The organism is Dactylosporangium sp. NPDC051484, assembly GCF_040689395.1.
Taxonomy (GTDB): domain Bacteria; phylum Actinomycetota; class Actinomycetes; order Mycobacteriales; family Micromonosporaceae; genus Dactylosporangium.
The window spans coordinates 429,505-445,776 of record NZ_JBFAZX010000004.1; the positions used below are offsets into that span (position 1 = coordinate 429,505).

Sequence of the window (16,272 nt, forward strand, 5' to 3'; positions counted from 1 at the left end):
TTTCGCAGGGATTACGCGCAGCTCAAGATCCTGCGATACTGCGGGAATCCCGGCCGGCACGACACAACCGCAAGGCGAGACACTCATGGACCAGCCGTCGCAACCGGATCAGCCACGACCGGATCAGCCGCTCCCGCCGCCGATGTATCAGCAGCCGCCGGTGATGTACTACCCGGCGCCGCCGACCAACACCTATGCGATCCTCGCCGCCATCTTCGCGTTCGTCGTCCTGCCGCCGCTGGGCATCTACTTCGGGTACAAGGCCCGCGCGCAGATCGCCCAGACCGGCGAGCGCGGCAGCGAGCTGGCCACCGTCGGCATCGTCGCCGGCTGGATCCTCACGGTCCTCCAGGCCGTCGTGCTCATCGTCTGGTGCGGTTTCGCCGTGTTTCTGGTCGGCGGCGGCCTGCTCTCCAGCCGCTGACGACGAAGACGGCGAAGGCCGGATCAGCGGGGACCCGTCCCGACCGCGCGAGGGAGCGGCCGGGACGTGAAGACGGCCGCCGCGCAAGCGGCGGCCGTCTTCGATGAACGGGGCGGGGCGGTCAGCCCTTCTTGACGCCCTTGCCGCTGCGGAACAGCTTGACCATGCCGGCGAAGAACCGCTCCATCTCCGAGCCGAACGGATTGTCGCTGACCACATACGTCCACGTGGCGCTCGGCCGGACCAGGCCCGCGTCGCTGGGCTCCCACTCGGGGCCGTCGATCTCCAGCTCGTCGAACTCGTTGACCGTGCGGTTGTCGATCTCGGCCAGCAGGCCCCGGAACGCCGGGATCGCCTCGCGGTGGAACTCGTCGAGCGGGTCCTGCGAGCCGAGCACCCGCAGGTGGATGCCCTCGCGCAGCGCGCTCATGTCGGCGAGGTGCTCCGACCACGCGTTGTCGGCGTGGAACAGCGCGACCTGGCGGGCGATGCGCAGCACCGTGTCCTCGCCGAGCTTCTCGGACAGCTCGTTGTACTTGTCCGGGCTGCGCTCCGCGAGCAGCTCGCCGGCCGCGTCGGTGGTGAGCAGCTCCTCGCGCCGCTTGCCGTGCAGCTGGCGGTGCTGGTCCAGCAGGTAGTTGTACCGCCAGGTGTTGCGGTGGATCTCGAGGTTGACGGTCTCGGCGACCCGCTGCGCCGAGCCGATCGCCCACCGGACGTCCTCGTCGTCGATCGCGCCGTCGGCGTCGGCCTGCCCCATCGGCATGGGCTCCGGACCGTACCGCTGGATCAGCTCGTCCTCAAGGCTGACGAAGAAGATCGACTCACCCGGGTCGCCCTGCCGGCCGGCCCGGCCGCGGAGCTGGTCGTCGATGCGGCGCGAGTCGTTGCGGGCGGTGCCGATCACGAACAGCCCGCCGAGCCCGGCGACGCGGTCGCGGTCCTTCTCATCGCTGCCGCCCAGGCGGATGTCGACGCCGCGGCCGGTCATCTGCGTCGAGACCGTCACCGCGTCGATCGCGCCGGCCTCGGCGACGATGGCCGCCTCCGCCTCGTCGTTCTTGGCGTTGAGCACCACGCACTCCACGCCCTCCTCGGCGAGCGTGGCGGCCAGCCGCTCCGACTCGGCGACGCTCAGCGTGCCGACCAGCACCGGCCGCCCGGTCGCGTGCATCGCGGAGATCTCGGCGACCACGGCGATGTCGCGCTCCTCGGCCGAGGCGTACACGCGGTCGGGCCAGTCCTTGCGGATGTTGGGCAGGTGCGGCGGGATGACCGCGACCTCGAGCTTGTAGAACTCGCGCAGCTGGTCCCCGACCGGGAGGGCAGTGCCCGTCATGCCACAGATCTTCTTGTACTGCGTGAGGAACGCCTGCACCGTGATGGTCTGCAGCACCGCGCCGCTGCCGCTGCTGCGGATCTTTTCCTTGGCCTCGACCGCGGCCTGCAGCCCGTCGGGCCACCGGCGGCGCTGGGCGACCCGCCCGCGGAACTCGTCGATGAGCTCGACCCGCTCGTCGCGCACGATGTAGTCGACGTCGCGGACCAGCAGCGCCTCGGCGTGCAGCGCCAGGTTGACGGCGGTCAGCGTGTCGAAGTTCTCCTCGGCGTAGAGGTCGATGTCCAGCGCCGACTCGACCTTCGCCAGGCCTTCGGTGCTCAGGTGCGCGGTGCGCCCCTCGTCGACGACTTCGAAGTCGTGGTCGCGGCGCAGGCCGCCGACGATCTCCGCGATCGCGAGCGGCTGGTCCTTGTCGTCGATCGTGGAGCCGGCCAGCACCAGCGGCACGCGCGCCTCGTCGATCAGGATCGAGTCGGCCTCGTCGATGATGACGGTGCCCAGCTCGCGGTGCACCCGGTCGGCCGTGTCCGTCACGATCGAGTCGCGCAGCAGGTCGAAGCCGGCCTCGCTGACCGAGACGTATGTGATGTCCTTCGCATACGCCTCACGGCGCTCGTCCGGCGTGGAGGACTCGTTGACCCAGCCGACGGTCAGGTCGAGCAGCTCATACACCGGCCGCATCCACTCCGCGTCGCGCCGGGCCAGGTAGTCGTTGACCGTGATCACGTGGACCGGCCCCTGCGCGGCATACCCGGCGGCGGCGATCGCGGCGGTCAGCGTCTTGCCCTCACCCGTGGCCATCTCGACCACGTGCCCGGCGAGCAGCACCTGGGCGCCGAGCAGCTGCACATCGTATGGCCGCTCGTCCAGGGCCCGCTTGGCCGCCTCCCGGCCGAGCGCGCAGGCCTCGACGAAGTCCTTCGGGTCTTCCCGCTGGTGCAGTGCCGTGGCGGCGGCGCGCAGCTCGTCGTCGGTGAGCTCGGACAGCTCGGCCTCGCGCTCCTCGATCAGCGGCAGCAGGGCCCGCATCGGCTCGAGGTCGATCGTGGTGCCCGGCTGCTCCTGCAGCTTGCGACGCCACGCGTTGAATTTGCTCACCAAACCCATGCCGAACACGATACGTCCCCCGCCGGGATGGTGTGCGTCCCGTCACCACGAGCCCTCACCCCGCTACGGTGGGAGGAAAATGATGATATGTCCGGAAAATGCCTGGTAATGCCCCACTCGCCGAACTCGCTCCGCGGCCCGCGCGCCGTCGCCGGCCGGGGGTGAGCGTGACGGGCGAGGCAGGATTGATGCCGTGGAGCGGGCAGTGACAGCGCTCAGCGCGCTTGTCGGCAAGGGCGGCGTGCTGGTGCTCAGCGGCGCCGGGATCTCGACCGAGTCGGGCATACCGGACTATCGGGGACCGGGCGGGATGCGGCGCAACGCCCAGCCCATGACCTACCAGACCTTCACCCGTGACCCGGTCGCCCGGCGCCGCTACTGGGCCCGCAGCCACCTCGGCTGGCGGACCATCGCCCGTGCCGCGCCCAACGCCGGGCACCACGCGGTCGGGCGGCTGCAGCGCCTCGGGCTGCTCACCGGCATCGTCACGCAGAACGTCGACGGGCTGCACCAGGCCGGCGGGGCCGGCGAGGTCGTCGAGCTGCACGGCGCGCTCGATCGGGTGGTCTGTCTGGACTGCGGCGAGCGCACGGCCCGCGACGAGCTCGACGCCCGGCTGGCCGCCGCCAATGCCGGATACACGGCTGAGGCGGGCGGCATCAACCCCGACGGCGACGTGGACCTCACCGACGAGCAGGCCGCCGGGTTCGTGGTTGTCGACTGCCGGGGCTGCGGCGGGATGCTCAAGCCCGACGTGGTGTTCTTCGGCGAGAGCGTGCCCGCCCCGCGTGTACAGCACTGCTTCGACCTCGTCGAGCGCTCCGCGGCGCTGCTCGTGCTCGGCTCGTCGCTCACCGTCATGTCCGGTCGGCGGTTCGTGGTCCGGGCGGCGAAGTCAGGGCTGCCGATCGCAATCGTGAACCAGGGGCCGACCCGCGGCGACGCTCACGCCGCGATCCTGATCGACGCCCCGCTCGGCGCGGTGCTGGCCAAGGTGGCGTGGGACCTGCGCTGAGCGGGCCGCCGAACTCCGGGTGACGCCGAAGACGCAGGTCAGGGGTTCGTGTGGGGGGCCGGTTGCTCTGGGTGGGCCGGCTGGTAGGTCCAGACGCCGCCGGCGACGCCGAGCGCACAGATCGCCAGCACCGTCCCGAAGACGTTGCCGGCGGTCAGTCCGATGACGGCTCCGACGATCGCGGCGACGGCGATGATCACCGAGATCACGCGGCGCGGCGTGATCCGGCGGCTCATGGCCCGGTTGAAACCATTGACGAAGCGCGTGTCGTTGCGTAGCGCGGCCTCGATGTCCGCGAGCCGCTGCTGCTCGCTCTCGCTGAGCATGACGCCCAACCTCCTCCGACGGGCCTGCCCGGTTCGTGATGGGTACCCGCTCGGATCGATCGTCACACACAATGCCCCCGAGTGGGCCGGCCAGTTAGCGCCAAATGGAATTCCGCAGTTCAGCGACATGTCGTTTCGCGGCTTTTGCCGGATCGGGCAACCTGCGAAAGATCACGCGATTTGCCATTTCCGGCCGCGAATGGCGTGGAATGCGCGAGTGAACACCGAGCGGCGTACGACCGGCAGAGGCGACCCGGGGCGAACCCTGCCGATCGGTTGACACCACCCATGCGGGGGTACTGGCCGAGGCATGACGACGTGGTTCATGCAGTTCGGCGAGCGGGCGCGGACGCGGCTGAGCGCCGCGCGCAGCAGCCCGCCGTTCCCCGGCCCGATCGAGGTGCGCCCGGCGTCCACTGTGGATGACGGCATCCCGCACGGCGTCAAGGTCGCGGGAGCCTGGGCCTGGCGGATCGTGCTGTTCATCCTCGCCGGGTACCTGCTGCTGCAGCTCATCGCCGCGCTGCACCTGATGGTGATCCCCGTCGTCGTGGCGATCCTGCTCGCCGCCCTGCTCGAGCCCGTCGCCGGCCTGCTGCGCCGGCGCGGGCTGCACCGCTCGCTGGCCGCCGCGATCGTCCTCGTCGGCGGCCTCGCCGTCGTCTTCGGCGTCCTGGGCGCCATCGTCTACACGTTCATCGCCCAGTTCCACAACCTCTCTGTACAGGTCCGCGGCGGCCTCAACGAGATCCGCAACTGGCTCGCCCGCGGCCCGCTGCACATCTCCGAGCGGCAGCTCAACGACACCATCGACTCGCTGCAGCGGCAGATCACCGCCAACCGTGGCGCGCTGACCTCGGGCGCGCTGAACACCGCCACCACACTCGGCGAGGTGATCACCGGCTTCTTCCTGGTGCTGTTCACGCTGTTCTTCCTGCTGCGCGACGGCGAGCAGATCTGGACCTTCCTGTGCCGGCTGCTGCCGCGGCACGCTCAGCAGCCGGTGGCCGGGGCCGGGTACTACTCGTGGTTCACCCTCGTGTCCTACGTGCGGGCCACGGTGCTGGTCGCGTTCGTCGATGCGCTCGGCATCGGCATCGGCCTGGTGGTACTTCGGATCCCTCTCGCCCTGCCGCTGGCCGCCCTGGTGTTCCTCGGCGCGTTCATCCCGGTCGTCGGCGCGACCCTGTCCGGCACCGTGGCGATCCTCGTCGCGCTGGTCACCCACGGGCCGGTCAGCGCGCTGCTCGTGCTCGGGGTCGTGATCGCGGTACAGCAGCTGGAAGGCCACGTCCTGCAGCCGCTGATCATGGGCCGGGCGGTCTCCCTGCACCCGCTCGCGGTGATCCTGGCGATCGCCACCGGGGTGGTGGCCGCCGGCATCGTCGGCGGCCTCGTCGCCGTGCCGCTGCTCGCGGTGGGCAACACCGCGGTGCGGTACCTGGCCGAGCACCACCGCGGCGAGCCGGCCGACGGGGACGAGGCGCCCGGCACCGAGCCGGCCGGCGAGGACGATCGGGAGGACGAGCAACAGCACGAGCGGGAAGACGAGCGAGCAGGCGACGAGAGACGTGGGCAGGACACGCGCGGCCGCGCGGAACGTGCTGAGGCCCGCCCGGCGGCGAGTACCGTCGATGACGAGATCAGGCAACAGTGAGGAGCAACCATGCCGCTGACGGGTGAGTACGAGCCGAGCGCGAGCGACTGGGCGCGCGAGCAGGTCGAGCTGTTCGAGCGGACGGACGGCGCCGAGGGCAACACCATGCGCGACCGCCCGATCATCGTCCTGACGTCGCTCGGCGCCAAGTCGGGCAAGATCCGCAAGACGCCGCTCATGCGGGTCGAGCACGACGGGCACTACGCGGTCGTCGCCTCGCTGGGCGGCGCGCCGAAGCACCCCGTGTGGTATCACAACCTCAAGGCCAACCCGCACGTCGAACTGCAGGACGGCCCGGTGCGGCGCGACTACACGGCCCGCGAGGCGACGGGCGAGGAGAAGGAGCTGTGGTGGCAGCGCGCCACGGCGACCTGGCCCGACTACGACGGATACCAGGCCAAGACCGCCCGCACGATCCCTCTCTTCGTCCTCACACCGCGCGACTGACCGGTGCTCGATTATCCAGTCGTGCTGACGCTGCTGGCCATGCAGCGGCAGAACTGGGAGCAGGGCGTGGCCGTCCACGCCCTGCTCGACCTGGGGCTGGCGGGCCTTGCCGGGCGGCTGGCCCGCGACTCGGCCGTCCACCAGAGCCCCGACGGGCGCCTCGGCACGATCGGCGGTGAGCGCGGCTCCGTCGACGGCGCCGCCAACTTCGAGGGTGTCGTCCGACTGGGGCTGACCGACGCCGCGCGGCGTCAGCTCGACTGGATCACCGAGCGGGCGCCGCGCGCCGCCGACGGCACGCTCTACCACGTCCTGGACGCGCCCGAGGTGTGGGCCGACACCGTGTACATGGTCGTTCCGATGCTCGCCTTCGCCGGCCGGCCCGAGCTGGCGGTCCAGCAGGCCGAGGGGCACCGGCAGCGGCTGTGCCGCGACGGGCTCTACGCCGCCGCCGACAACCGCCCCCAGCTGTGGGGCACCGCCAGCGGCTGGGTCGCGGCCGGCCTCGCCCGGGCGATCCGCCACGACCCCGACCTCGCCGGCCCGCTCGGTGGGCATGCCCGCGAGGTCATCGACGCGTGCCTGGCCTACCGCCGCACCGACGGGCTGTTCGGCGACGTGCTCGACGACCCGGAGTCCTTCCGCGAGGCGAACCTGGCGCAGATGCTGGCCTACGCGGCGTACACGGGCGTCGTGTACGGCTGGCTGGAGCCCTCCTACACCGCCGTCGCGGACTCGTTGCGCGCCGCGGTCGAGCCCCACGTCCACGACGGCCTCGTCACCTCGGTCTGCGGCGCGCCGACCTTCGACCGCCAGGGCACCTCCGCGGAGGCGCAGGCGTTCCACCTGCTCGCGGCCGCGGCGGCACTCGCCGCCTCCGGTGGTCGCTGACTCAGCTGCTCCAGGCGGTCCGGCTGCCGCTCATCGGGGCCGTCGGCGAAACGGTCACAGGATGTGATTGTCTGACCCCTATGGGGGACGCGGGACTGTTGCTCGTCGCGGTGGTCGAGATGGTGCCGGACTCGGTGGAGGCCGGGGCGCAGTACGAGGACGAGGTGCTGGCGCTGCTGCCGAGGCACGGCGGCACGCTGCAGCGCCGGCTCGCGGGCGGTGGCACCGAGGTGCAGATCATCAGCTTCGCGACGCGGGCCGGATATGACGCGTTCATGGTCGACCCGGACCGCCTCGCGATCCGGGCCCGCTACGGCGACACCGCCCCGACGGCCCGAGTGCTCGAGGTGACGGAGATCCCGACCACCACCTGACGAACGCCTCCGCCCGACCGCAAGTGCGCGACAGCGGACGCCGGCACACCACATACGCCGCGCTATGCTCCCGGCACGGTGGGTGCGTGACGCGGCCAAGACGGCGCCGCTTTGCGGGCACGGCCGAAAACTAAGGAGGAATTAAAGAAGTGATTGCGGAAAAACTGTAATCGGATGGCCTTCTCAAGCTCTGCCGGAGTCGCCGGCCGGGGCCGTTGTAATTCTTGCTTTATTTCTTGAATTTGGTCCCCTGGTATCCGCACACTGACTGGCGCAACGACCCGTGACGTTTGCCGAGACGGCAGAGACAAAGGATCGAAATGCGCAGGAAGACCCGTGTTCTGCTGGGCGCCGCCGTGGCTGCGGCTCTCGGTGCGAGCGGCATTTACATCGCGACGGCCGATGCCGGCGAAATCACTCCGGCGCCGAAACTGGAGGCGGAGTCGTATTCCGCGCAGTCCGGCGCCCAGACCGAGAACACCGCCGACAAAGGCGGCGGCAAGAACGTCGGCTGGCTGGCCGCCGGGGACTGGCTGCAGTACGACGACGTGACCATCGGTGGCATCGACCTCACCGCCCGGATCGCCGCGAACAACCGCGCCGGTGGCTCGATCGAGCTCCACCTCGGCTCGCCGACGGGCCAGCTGCTGGCCACGTTCCCGGTGGCGTACACCGGCGGCTGGCAGAAGTGGACGACCGTCACCGCCAAGGCCGCGCGCGTGCCGGCCGGCAAGCAGACCCTGGTCGCGGTGATGCAGAGCTCGCAGCGCGCCGACTTCGTCAACATCAACTGGTTTACCCTCGGTGGGGGAGCCGGCGCGACGCGCGGGCCGGCCACGGCCACGGTCGCGGCGCCGAGCACCGCCGCCCCGTCACGCAGCGCCACGCCGTCGTCGGCCGCGCCCAGCGCCAGTGCCGGAACCGGAACTGGCGCCGGGGCCGGCTGGGTGGACGTCGACCAGGCCGCATGGCAGCAGCAGCTGGCCGCGTTCAACGCGATCAAGCAGCTGCCGGTCCCGGCCGGCACGACCCGCGTCGCCGAGTTCCACACCGACTGCCAGGTGTCCAACGAGGCCAAGGACGACCCGATCGTGCTGCCGAACCTGGCGGGTGCCTCGCACATGCACACGTTCTTCGGGCCGACGGTGGACGCCGCCACGACGACGGCCGATCTGTTCGCGCGCAAGACGACGTGCAACGCGCCGGGCGACAACAGTGCCTACTGGGTGCCGCAGCTGCTGCGCGACGGCCAGCCGGTCAAGGTCAAGAGCTTCCGGGTGTACTACGGGTCGCGCCTCGCCGACCCGTCGGTGACCGTGCCCTTCCCGCCCGGCCTGGTGATGGTGCACGGCGACGCGAAGCGGCAGGTGGCCACGCCGAAGGGTGCCAGCGGCCAGTTCTGGTGCGCCGGCAGCGCTGAGGTCGGCCGCAGCGCCGACGGCAACTGGCCGGTCTGCGCGGCCGGCGGCAACCTGATCTTCCAGTTGGTCTTCCAGGACTGCTGGGACGGCCAGCACATCGACTCGCCCGACCACAAGTCCCACATGGGCCCGATCCAGAACGGCAAGTGCTCAGGCAAGTACCCGGTCGCCGTGCCGAACCTCTCGTTCATGGTCAACTACGACTCCCTCGGCGGCGACGGCCTGGCCCTCTCCTCGGGCATGGCGTCCTCGATGCACGGCGACTTCATGAACGCGTGGAAACCGGAGAACCTCGGCCCGCTCGTGAAGATCTGCCTCGACGCGAAGGCCAAGTGCGGCATCGAGCCGAGCTTCGCCGGGGGCTGATCCGCACGCCCGCTGAGTACAAGTCCGCTTGAGTAACGGTATGACGGCCCCCGCCGAGACGGCGGGGGCCGTCATCGCGTCGTGATCGTCTTCTTCGTCGCGAAACAGTACGTTCACACCATGAGGCTGCGGCCGTACGGCGAGGAGGACCATTGGCTGACCGAGGCCCTCGAGGGCGACCCCGAGGTCATGCGCCACCTCGGCGGCCCCGCCCCGCTGGGCCGGGCGCGGCAGGTGCATGAACGACGCCTCGCGGCCGCCGGCGAGTGGTACCGCACGATCCTGGCCGGCCCGCACGACACCCCGGCGGGGGTGGTGGCCGTGTTCGGCACGGCCTGGCAGGGCGAGGAGATCGCCGAGCTCGGCATCATGCTGCTGCCCGGCCTGCGGCAGCGGCACGGGGTCGCCGTCGGGGCGATCCGGCTGCTCGTGGCGGAGGTGCACGCCTCGGGCCGGGTGCCGCGGCTCCACGCGTTCATCGCACCGGCCAACGCGGCCGCCGCGGCTGTGGCGCGGCGGGTGGGGTTCGTCAGCGGCGGGACGGTCGACGTCGACTACGAAGGCGTGCCGATCCGGTGCGAGCACTGGGCGCTCGACCTGGGCGCCCCTGCTGGCTGAATGGCCAGGCCGAGGCAGGCTCAGGCGGCCGCGGATTCGATCCGTCCGGTCGTGGCGTAGTTGTGATCCAGCCACGCCGGCACGTCGGCGTACGGCAGCGGCCTGGCGAAGAGGTAGCCCTGGCCGAAGCCGCAGCCCATGTCGACGAGCCGCTGGCGGTGCGCGGCGGTCTCGATGCCCTCCGCGACCACGTCCAGGTCGAGGGTGTCCGCGAGCTGGACGATGCCGTGCACCAGGTCGTACTGGCGGGGCGAGCTGGCGACGGTCTCCACGAACGACCTGTCGAGCTTCAGCGTGTCCACCGCCACCCGGTGCAGGTAGCTCAGCGAGGAGTAGCCGGTGCCGAAGTCGTCGATGGACACCCGGACCCCGGCATCGCGCAGCGCGGCGAGGTCTGCGTGGATGTGCTCGTCGTCCCCGAGCAGCAGGCTCTCGGTGATCTCCATGATGAGCGCGTCGGCGGGCAGCTGCGCCCTGGCCAGCTCGCCGAGGACCCGCTGGACGAAGCCGGGCGAGCGGAACTGGCGTACCGACACGTTGACGCTCATCGTCAGCCCCTCGGCCGGGTACAGCCGGCGCAGCCGTACCGCGGCGTCGATCGCGTGGCGCACCACCCAGTCGCCGAGCGGCACGATGAGCCCGCACTCCTCGGCGATCTCGACGAACTCCAGCGGCGCGACCAGCCCGAACGACGGGTGCTGCCAGCGCACCAGCGCCTCGAAGCCGTGCGGCCGCCCGGATCGCAGATCCACGATCGGCTGGTAATGCAGCACGAACGCGTCGTCGGCGAGCGCCTGGTCGAGGTCGGTGCGCAGCCGCATGCGGCGCATGGTCTGGGCGCCCATCGCCGAAGAGTAGCGGCGCCAGCGGTTGCCCATGCTCTTCGCGCTGCTCAGCGCCACGTCGGCCGTGCCGAGCAGCTGCGCGTCGTCGGCCGCGTCGGCGGTCGTGGCGATGCCGATGCTCGACCGTGCGTTGACGACGCTGCCGCCGGCCACGAACGGCGCGCCGAACTCGTCGAGGATTCGCTGGGCGATCTCCTCGACGCGGTCCACCTCGGCTGCGCTCACCAGCACGCCGAACTCGTCGGCGCCGAGCCGGGCCACGGTGGCCGTGCCGGGGCACACCTCGACCAGGCGCCGGCCGAACTCCCGCAGCAACTCGTCGCCCACGTCCTGACCCATGGTGTCGTTGACGGTACGGAAGCCGTCGATGTCGATGAGCAGCACCGCCGCTGCCGCCCCGCCGGGCCGGCCCGCGCCGGCGACGGCCGCCTGGACGCCGTCCTGGAAGCGCAGGCGGTTGCCCAGGCCGGTCAGCTGGTCGAGGTACGCCCGATCGAGCAGTTCCCGCTCGAGGCGGCGGCGCTCGGTGACGTCATGGAGGGTGAGCACCAGGCCGCCCACGGTCGGTTCGCCGGTGAGGTCCCGGACGGTGACCTCCACCTCGGCGGTGGTGCCGTCGGCGCGGCGGGCCAGGTGCAGTTCGCCGTTGCCGACGGTCGGCCCGGCCGGCAGCGTGGGTGTGGATGGCGAGGTTGACGCCGCCCACAACAGGTCGGCGATCGGCCGCCCGACGACGTCGGTGCCGCCGAAGAGCTGCCGCCCCGACGGGCTGGCGTAGGTGATCCGGTCGTCGCCGCCGACGATGAGGATCACGTCGGTGGCGTTGAGCACCAGGGTGCGGAAGTACGCCTCGCTGTTGCGCCGCGTGATCTCCCGGTTGAGCGTGATGTGGTCGATCATGCTGGCCGCCTGCCCCGCCAGCACCCGCGCCGACTCCTGCAGGTCCACGAGGGCCCGCTCGGCGGCGGCGACCCACAGCTCGCCGAGCCGGACGCCGCCGATGGACAGCCCGCAGTGCAGCGCCAGCTCGAAGCCGCCCAGTTCGCGGGCCAGCCGGGCGGGCAGCTGCGCGACGTAGCGCATGCTCATCGCGTCGTCGTCGGTGCTGTCCTGCGCTACGTCCGGCGCGTGGACCTGCAGGACGATGCGGTGGGGGGTGCCCGCGCGCAGCAGCGAGCTGACCGCTCCCCGCACGACCCGCTCGACCGCGGTCACCTCGGTCGCCGACAGCAGCGCCTCGCACGCCCGGCGCAGCTCCCGCTCCCGGACCAGGGCGTGCCCCACGCTGCGGGCGGCGAGCCAAACGCGGCTCAGCGACAACGCGCCGAGCGCGGCCGAGCCGACCGCGATGACCAGCCCGTTGTTCACCGGCCCGGACAGCGCCTCGGCGAACAGGATGCCCGGCGCGACCAGCGAGGCGATGCCCAGCGCAGCCCGCCGCGGCTTGAGCTGCGTCGGGCCGATCACGCGGGGTTCGGTGAGCCGCACCATCGACGGGTGCAGCGCGGCCAGGCCGCCGGCGACGAAGAAGACGAGCCAGCCCAGGTCCACGAAGCTGCCCAGGTCCCAGTCACCGTTGAGACGGCGCAGGCTGAACACCACGTCGGAGACGAGCAGTACCGCACCCGAGGTGAGCAGGAGCGCCACGCTCCAGCAGCGGCGCGCTTCGAGGGCCAGCCGGACCATGATCGCCAGTAGCAGCACGTCGCACAGCGGATAGGCGATGGACACGGCCTTCTGGGTCGCGGTGCGGCCCGGGTCGCTGAGGTACGGGTCGATGAGAAACACCCAGGCCAGCAGGCCCACACCGGCGGTGAAGATCAGCGAGTCGATGACCGTCGCCCAGTCGCGGTTGCGCGCGCCGGACCGGCTCAGCCGCAACAGGCCGAGCAGCAGCAGCGGGAACGTCGCGCCCAGCGACACCGCGTCGGCCGCCGACGGGAAGGCCGAGGAGTGCAACACGTCGGTCTGCACGACCGCGGTCGCGGTGCCGATCGCGAATGCGAACGAGCCCGCGGCCCACAGCCACCAGGGGTGCCGCCGGCGCGGCCGGTGCCGGGCGATGCCGTAGCCCATCACCGTGAGGGTGCTCACCACGATGCCGGCGAACCACAGCAGCCCGGCTGCCGGCACGGCGATGTAACAGATCGCAAGCGCGAGCGCACAGAGCGCATAGGCCCAGGTCAACCGCCTCGTCACGGCCGCTCCCTCCTGCGCACCAAGAGCTACTTTGTCCTGCGAAACGTGGGTAGGCAAGGTCCTATCCGTCACCACTAGCATCGGCCGGGCGGTTCGCGGGGCGGAGGTTCCGGCCGATCTGGCAGGGTTCCGGCATGGACTTTGCCTGGCTTGAGGTGACCACGCTGGCCGAGCGGCCCGACCGCATGCCGCTGACCGCGGCCTTCGACGACCCGACCGTGGCGCCGTTCCTGTATCAGGATCCGGTGTCCGCCGCGCTGTTCGCCGAGCTGGTCGAGCGGCATCCGCAGTACACGCTGCTCGCCGTCGAGCGTGACGGCGGCCGGGCCGCGGCGATGGTGTGCACCCTGCCGTTCGCCGCCGGCGGCACGCTGCCGCCGGGCGGCTACGACGCGGTGCTGCTCGCCGCGGCCGCGGACACGCTCGCCGGGCGCACCGGCGCGGACGTGTCGGCGCTCTTCGCCACCGTGCGCCCCGACCTGCGCGGCCGCGGCGTGTCGGGCCACCTGCTGGGCCTGGCCCGGCGCAACGCGGCGCGGCTCGGGCACCCGGCGCTGTTCGCCCCGGTCCGGCCGACCCGCAAGCACCTGCACCCGCAGCTGTCGCTGGAGCGCTACGTCGCCCGGCGCCGCCCGGACGGTACCGCCGAGGATCCGTGGCTGCGGGTGCACGAGCGGGCCGGCGGCCGCTTCGTGGCGGTGGCGCCGCACTCGATGACGATCACCGCCGACCTCGCGCGGTGGCGGGAGTGGACCGGCCTGCCCTTCGACCGGCCCGGCCCGGTCGCCGTCTCCGGTGCCCTGGGCCCGGTGCTGTGCGACCCGGAACGCGACGTGGCGACCTACGTGGAGGCCAACGCCTGGTACCGGCACGACCTGTGAGCCGGCCGGACGGTCGCGCCGACGTCTGCGCGGCCGCATGCGGAAGCCCGGCTGAGGTCTCAGCCGGGCTTCGGTGACTGGTTGTGATCGTTCAGATGAGCCAGCGGTTGCGCTGGACGAGGGGGAGTTTGGCCCAGCGGCGGCCGAGGCCCCAGGTGTGGCCTGCGTAGGCGGCGGCCAGGACGATGAGCACCACGGCGTAGATGAGGTGGTAGTCGGTCAGCGGGTTGGTGGAGCCGGTGGGGGTGCCTTTGGCGGTGTGTTGGGCGAGGGGGAATTCGGCGAGCCACATCATGGCCATCATGAGGGTGCCGGAGGTGGCGGCGATGCGCAGGCCGATGCCGGCGGTGAGGGCGAGGCCGATGCCGAGCAGGCCGAGCATGAAGAGCCAGTTGGCGTACCAGGTGCCGGCGATGGTGTGGAAGAAGCTTTGGAGGGGGCCGGTGTCGACGGAGGCGAGGAAGCCTTTGGTGGGGCTGCCGCCGTTGATCCAGGCTTTGGCTTCGGGGGTGGCGTAGCCGAGGCCGAAGGTCTTGTCGGCGAAGGCCCAGATGAAGACAAAGCCGGTGGCGTAGCGCAGCACGGCGAGGGTCTTGGCGGCGGTCTTGGTGAGCATGCTGCCCGGGGCTTCGACGCGCTCGAGGTGGTTGGCCTGGTGGATGTGTGCGGTACGCATTTTCGGCCTCCTGCCGTTCCCTGGTGACACACACATCGTCATCCCGGGCCCGTACCTGGGGCTTGTGCCGAATCTCCCCACCGTCCGGGACCCACGTCCCCCCACCACCGGGACCTCCTGCCGGCCGGTGGCCGAGCCGGCCGACGTTTCGGCCGGGCGGTGCACGGTAGTTGTTGGGTTAGCTGGCACCGATTCCGCGGGAGGGATGACCATGTCGCCGTCCGGAGGAGACGCCTTCAACCATGCGTTGCACACGGCCAACGTCTGGGTCGCCGACGTCGAGAGCGCGTTCGGCACCAACGACCGTCGCTTCGCGCAGCGCGCCGTGCGCGCCTGGCTGCACACGCTGCGCGACCGGCTCACCGTCACCGCCGCGGTGAAGTTCGGCGCCCAGCTGCCCGAGCTGTTGCGTGGGATCTACTACGACGGCTGGGAACCGAGCCGGGCTCCGGAGCGCTACGGCGCCGAGGAGTACGTCCGGCGCTTCTCCACCCAGGCCGCCGTACGCTCGACGCAGGTCCCGGCGGTCGCGGCCACCGTCACGGAGGTCATCGGCCAGCACATGTCGCCCGGTCAGCTGGCCGAGGCGACGGCGGAACTGCCCACCGACCTGCGCGACCTGGTCACCGGCGCGACGACCGCGCCGACCCGTCCCGGCGCCGCCGCCCCGACGCGTGGCCCGGCCGCCGACCGTGTGGCCCTGCTGGAGGAGCGGGTCGGCGACCTCACGGCAGCGGTGCGCGCGCTGGCCCGCGGCCTGGAGGACGGCCGGGGCGACCGCGGCGGCATCGACCAGACCCAGGTCACGAGGGCCGCCCGCCTCGCCGACGAGATCTTGGTGGCCGGCGGAATCCAGCACGGCTCGTAACGCCCGCGAGATCCGGCTCGCCGGCGCAATCCAGCAGCGCCGGCATCGGCCGCCCGGTGGCCCGCCGAGCCCTTGTCTCGGCCGCGCCCTTGTCTCGGCCGCGTCGACCCGGTCGCCGGGGCGCAGCCCGAACGGCGATGCGGGCCGCGATCCGGTCGCTGGAGCGCAGCCCGAACGGCGACGGGGGCCCCGCCCCGGGGGCGGGGGACAGCATCACCGCCGGTTAAGGGAGGCGGCGTCGCCGGTGAATGTCAGCGGTTACGCTGGCGCCAGGTGGCCATGGTGGCCTCGATGCGACGCTGGTTGCGCGTGCTGCCGAGGCCGCGCTTGGCCCGCCCGTATAGCCAGATGGCCCCGCCGACGACCAGCGCGCCGACGATGAGATAGCCGATGCTGCCGATCAGCAAATGCAACACCCAGCTGGCGATCGCGCCCACGATGACCAGGCCCACGACGACGGCTACGGCACCTACCAGAAAACGACCCATGCATCCAGCATGCTCCCGCGACGCAACGCCGGCATCAGGGGTTTCCCGGACCCATGCGGCCAGGGTGACCTGTTCCGGCCTGTCTCTGCCTGTCTGGCTTATCTCGGCCTGTCTGGACTGTGTCGACCTGCCTGGTATATGTCGACAGGTCCGTGCTATCCCGTTTGTGTAACCTGTCAAGCTTGTTTCAGCTTGTTCAGATTGTCCTGACCTGTTCGGCCGTGTCGGCCCGTTCGGCCGTGTCGGCCCGTTCGGCCGTGTCGGCCCGTTCGGCCGTGTCGGCCCGTTCGGCCGTGTCGGCCCGTTCGGCCGTGTCGGCCCGTTCGG

15 protein-coding genes are annotated in these 16,272 nt (G+C 71.5%); 10 read left to right on the forward strand and 5 right to left on the reverse strand.

Annotated features, from left to right (window positions below; genetic code table 11):
- Positions 1 to 142 precede the first annotated feature (142 nt).
- On the forward strand, positions 143 to 424 hold the full coding sequence (locus AB0367_RS10750; protein WP_366226049.1) for a DUF4190 domain-containing protein: 282 nt from the start codon (positions 143 to 145) through the stop codon (positions 422 to 424).
- Between the two features lie 121 nt (positions 425 to 545).
- Here AB0367_RS10750 and secA2 read toward each other — a convergent pair whose 3' ends face one another.
- Positions 546 to 2,873, reverse strand: coding sequence for an accessory Sec system translocase SecA2 (secA2, locus tag AB0367_RS10755; protein ID WP_366225998.1), 2,328 nt, complete (start codon positions 2,871 to 2,873; stop codon positions 546 to 548).
- Between the two features lie 205 nt (positions 2,874 to 3,078).
- On the opposite strand from secA2, the gene AB0367_RS10760 reads away from it, so the two are divergent.
- On the forward strand, positions 3,079 to 3,888 hold the full coding sequence (locus AB0367_RS10760) for an NAD-dependent protein deacetylase (protein WP_366225999.1): 810 nt from the start codon (positions 3,079 to 3,081) through the stop codon (positions 3,886 to 3,888).
- A 38-nt stretch (positions 3,889 to 3,926) separates the two neighbouring features.
- Here the strand turns inward: AB0367_RS10760 and AB0367_RS10765 are convergent, their stop codons facing one another.
- Complete coding sequence (locus AB0367_RS10765; protein WP_366226000.1) at positions 3,927 to 4,214, reverse strand: DUF3040 domain-containing protein; 288 nt, start codon at positions 4,212 to 4,214, stop codon at positions 3,927 to 3,929.
- A 310-nt stretch (positions 4,215 to 4,524) separates the two neighbouring features.
- Here AB0367_RS10765 and AB0367_RS10770 point away from each other — a divergent pair, with 310 nt between their 5' ends.
- From AB0367_RS10770 to AB0367_RS10795, 6 genes are all read left to right on the forward strand, one after another.
- Positions 4,525 to 5,871, forward strand: coding sequence for an AI-2E family transporter (locus tag AB0367_RS10770; RefSeq protein WP_366226001.1), 1,347 nt, complete (start codon positions 4,525 to 4,527; stop codon positions 5,869 to 5,871).
- Between the two features lie 9 nt (positions 5,872 to 5,880).
- Complete coding sequence (locus AB0367_RS10775) at positions 5,881 to 6,318, forward strand: nitroreductase family deazaflavin-dependent oxidoreductase (protein WP_366226002.1); 438 nt, start codon at positions 5,881 to 5,883, stop codon at positions 6,316 to 6,318.
- Positions 6,319 to 6,339: 21 nt separating this feature from the next.
- Positions 6,340 to 7,209, forward strand: coding sequence for a glycoside hydrolase family 88 protein (locus AB0367_RS10780; RefSeq protein ID WP_366226003.1), 870 nt, complete (start codon positions 6,340 to 6,342; stop codon positions 7,207 to 7,209).
- An 80-nt stretch (positions 7,210 to 7,289) separates the two neighbouring features.
- Positions 7,290 to 7,583: a hypothetical protein gene (locus AB0367_RS10785; protein ID WP_366226004.1), complete on the forward strand. Its 294-nt coding sequence runs from the start codon at positions 7,290 to 7,292 to the stop codon at positions 7,581 to 7,583.
- A 320-nt stretch (positions 7,584 to 7,903) separates the two neighbouring features.
- Positions 7,904 to 9,370, forward strand: coding sequence for a DUF1996 domain-containing protein (locus tag AB0367_RS10790; protein WP_366226005.1), 1,467 nt, complete (start codon positions 7,904 to 7,906; stop codon positions 9,368 to 9,370).
- A gap of 120 nt (positions 9,371 to 9,490) precedes the next feature.
- Positions 9,491 to 9,988, forward strand: a complete 498-nt coding sequence (locus AB0367_RS10795; RefSeq protein ID WP_366226006.1) for a GNAT family N-acetyltransferase — start codon at positions 9,491 to 9,493, stop codon at positions 9,986 to 9,988.
- A gap of 20 nt (positions 9,989 to 10,008) precedes the next feature.
- Here AB0367_RS10795 and AB0367_RS10800 read toward each other — a convergent pair whose 3' ends face one another.
- Positions 10,009 to 13,032 carry an EAL domain-containing protein gene (locus AB0367_RS10800; RefSeq protein ID WP_366226007.1) on the reverse strand — a complete coding sequence of 1,008 codons (3,024 nt, stop codon included), beginning with the start codon at positions 13,030 to 13,032 and terminating at the stop codon, positions 10,009 to 10,011.
- 134 nt (positions 13,033 to 13,166) lie between these two features.
- Here AB0367_RS10800 and AB0367_RS10805 point away from each other — a divergent pair, with 134 nt between their 5' ends.
- Entirely contained in the window at positions 13,167 to 13,913 is a 747-nt protein-coding gene (locus AB0367_RS10805; RefSeq protein WP_366226008.1) for an N-acetyltransferase, read from the forward strand.
- Positions 13,914 to 14,004: 91 nt separating this feature from the next.
- Here the strand turns inward: AB0367_RS10805 and AB0367_RS10810 are convergent, their stop codons facing one another.
- The gene (locus AB0367_RS10810; RefSeq protein WP_366226009.1) at positions 14,005 to 14,589 is read right to left on the reverse strand and encodes a hypothetical protein; all 585 of its coding nucleotides are present in this window, start codon (positions 14,587 to 14,589) and stop codon (positions 14,005 to 14,007) included.
- 211 nt (positions 14,590 to 14,800) lie between these two features.
- Here AB0367_RS10810 and AB0367_RS10815 point away from each other — a divergent pair, with 211 nt between their 5' ends.
- On the forward strand, positions 14,801 to 15,457 hold the full coding sequence (locus AB0367_RS10815) for a DUF2267 domain-containing protein (protein ID WP_366226010.1): 657 nt from the start codon (positions 14,801 to 14,803) through the stop codon (positions 15,455 to 15,457).
- Positions 15,458 to 15,708: 251 nt separating this feature from the next.
- Here the strand turns inward: AB0367_RS10815 and AB0367_RS10820 are convergent, their stop codons facing one another.
- The gene (locus AB0367_RS10820) at positions 15,709 to 15,945 is read right to left on the reverse strand and encodes a hypothetical protein (protein WP_366226011.1); all 237 of its coding nucleotides are present in this window, start codon (positions 15,943 to 15,945) and stop codon (positions 15,709 to 15,711) included.
- Positions 15,946 to 16,272 lie beyond the last annotated feature (327 nt).

What these genes read in the sequence shown, in the direction of transcription:
- AB0367_RS10785 (WP_366226004.1), top strand. Translation starts at nt 7,290, where the DNA reads ATGGGGGACGCGGGACTGTTGCTCGTCGCGGTGGTCGAGATGGTGCCG.
- AB0367_RS10790 (WP_366226005.1), top strand. Translation starts at nt 7,904, where the DNA reads ATGCGCAGGAAGACCCGTGTTCTGCTGGGCGCCGCCGTGGCTGCGGCT.
- AB0367_RS10775 (WP_366226002.1), top strand. Translation starts at nt 5,881, where the DNA reads ATGCCGCTGACGGGTGAGTACGAGCCGAGCGCGAGCGACTGGGCGCGC.
- AB0367_RS10750 (WP_366226049.1), top strand. Translation starts at nt 143, where the DNA reads ATGTATCAGCAGCCGCCGGTGATGTACTACCCGGCGCCGCCGACCAAC.
- AB0367_RS10765 (WP_366226000.1), bottom strand. Translation starts at nt 4,214, where the DNA reads ATGCTCAGCGAGAGCGAGCAGCAGCGGCTCGCGGACATCGAGGCCGCG.
- secA2 (WP_366225998.1), bottom strand. Translation starts at nt 2,873, where the DNA reads ATGGGTTTGGTGAGCAAATTCAACGCGTGGCGTCGCAAGCTGCAGGAG.
- AB0367_RS10815 (WP_366226010.1), top strand. Translation starts at nt 14,801, where the DNA reads ATGTCGCCGTCCGGAGGAGACGCCTTCAACCATGCGTTGCACACGGCC.
- AB0367_RS10770 (WP_366226001.1), top strand. Translation starts at nt 4,525, where the DNA reads ATGACGACGTGGTTCATGCAGTTCGGCGAGCGGGCGCGGACGCGGCTG.
- AB0367_RS10810 (WP_366226009.1), bottom strand. Translation starts at nt 14,589, where the DNA reads ATGCGTACCGCACACATCCACCAGGCCAACCACCTCGAGCGCGTCGAA.
- AB0367_RS10805 (WP_366226008.1), top strand. Translation starts at nt 13,167, where the DNA reads ATGGACTTTGCCTGGCTTGAGGTGACCACGCTGGCCGAGCGGCCCGAC.
- AB0367_RS10795 (WP_366226006.1), top strand. Translation starts at nt 9,491, where the DNA reads ATGAGGCTGCGGCCGTACGGCGAGGAGGACCATTGGCTGACCGAGGCC.
- AB0367_RS10820 (WP_366226011.1), bottom strand. Translation starts at nt 15,945, where the DNA reads ATGGGTCGTTTTCTGGTAGGTGCCGTAGCCGTCGTCGTGGGCCTGGTC.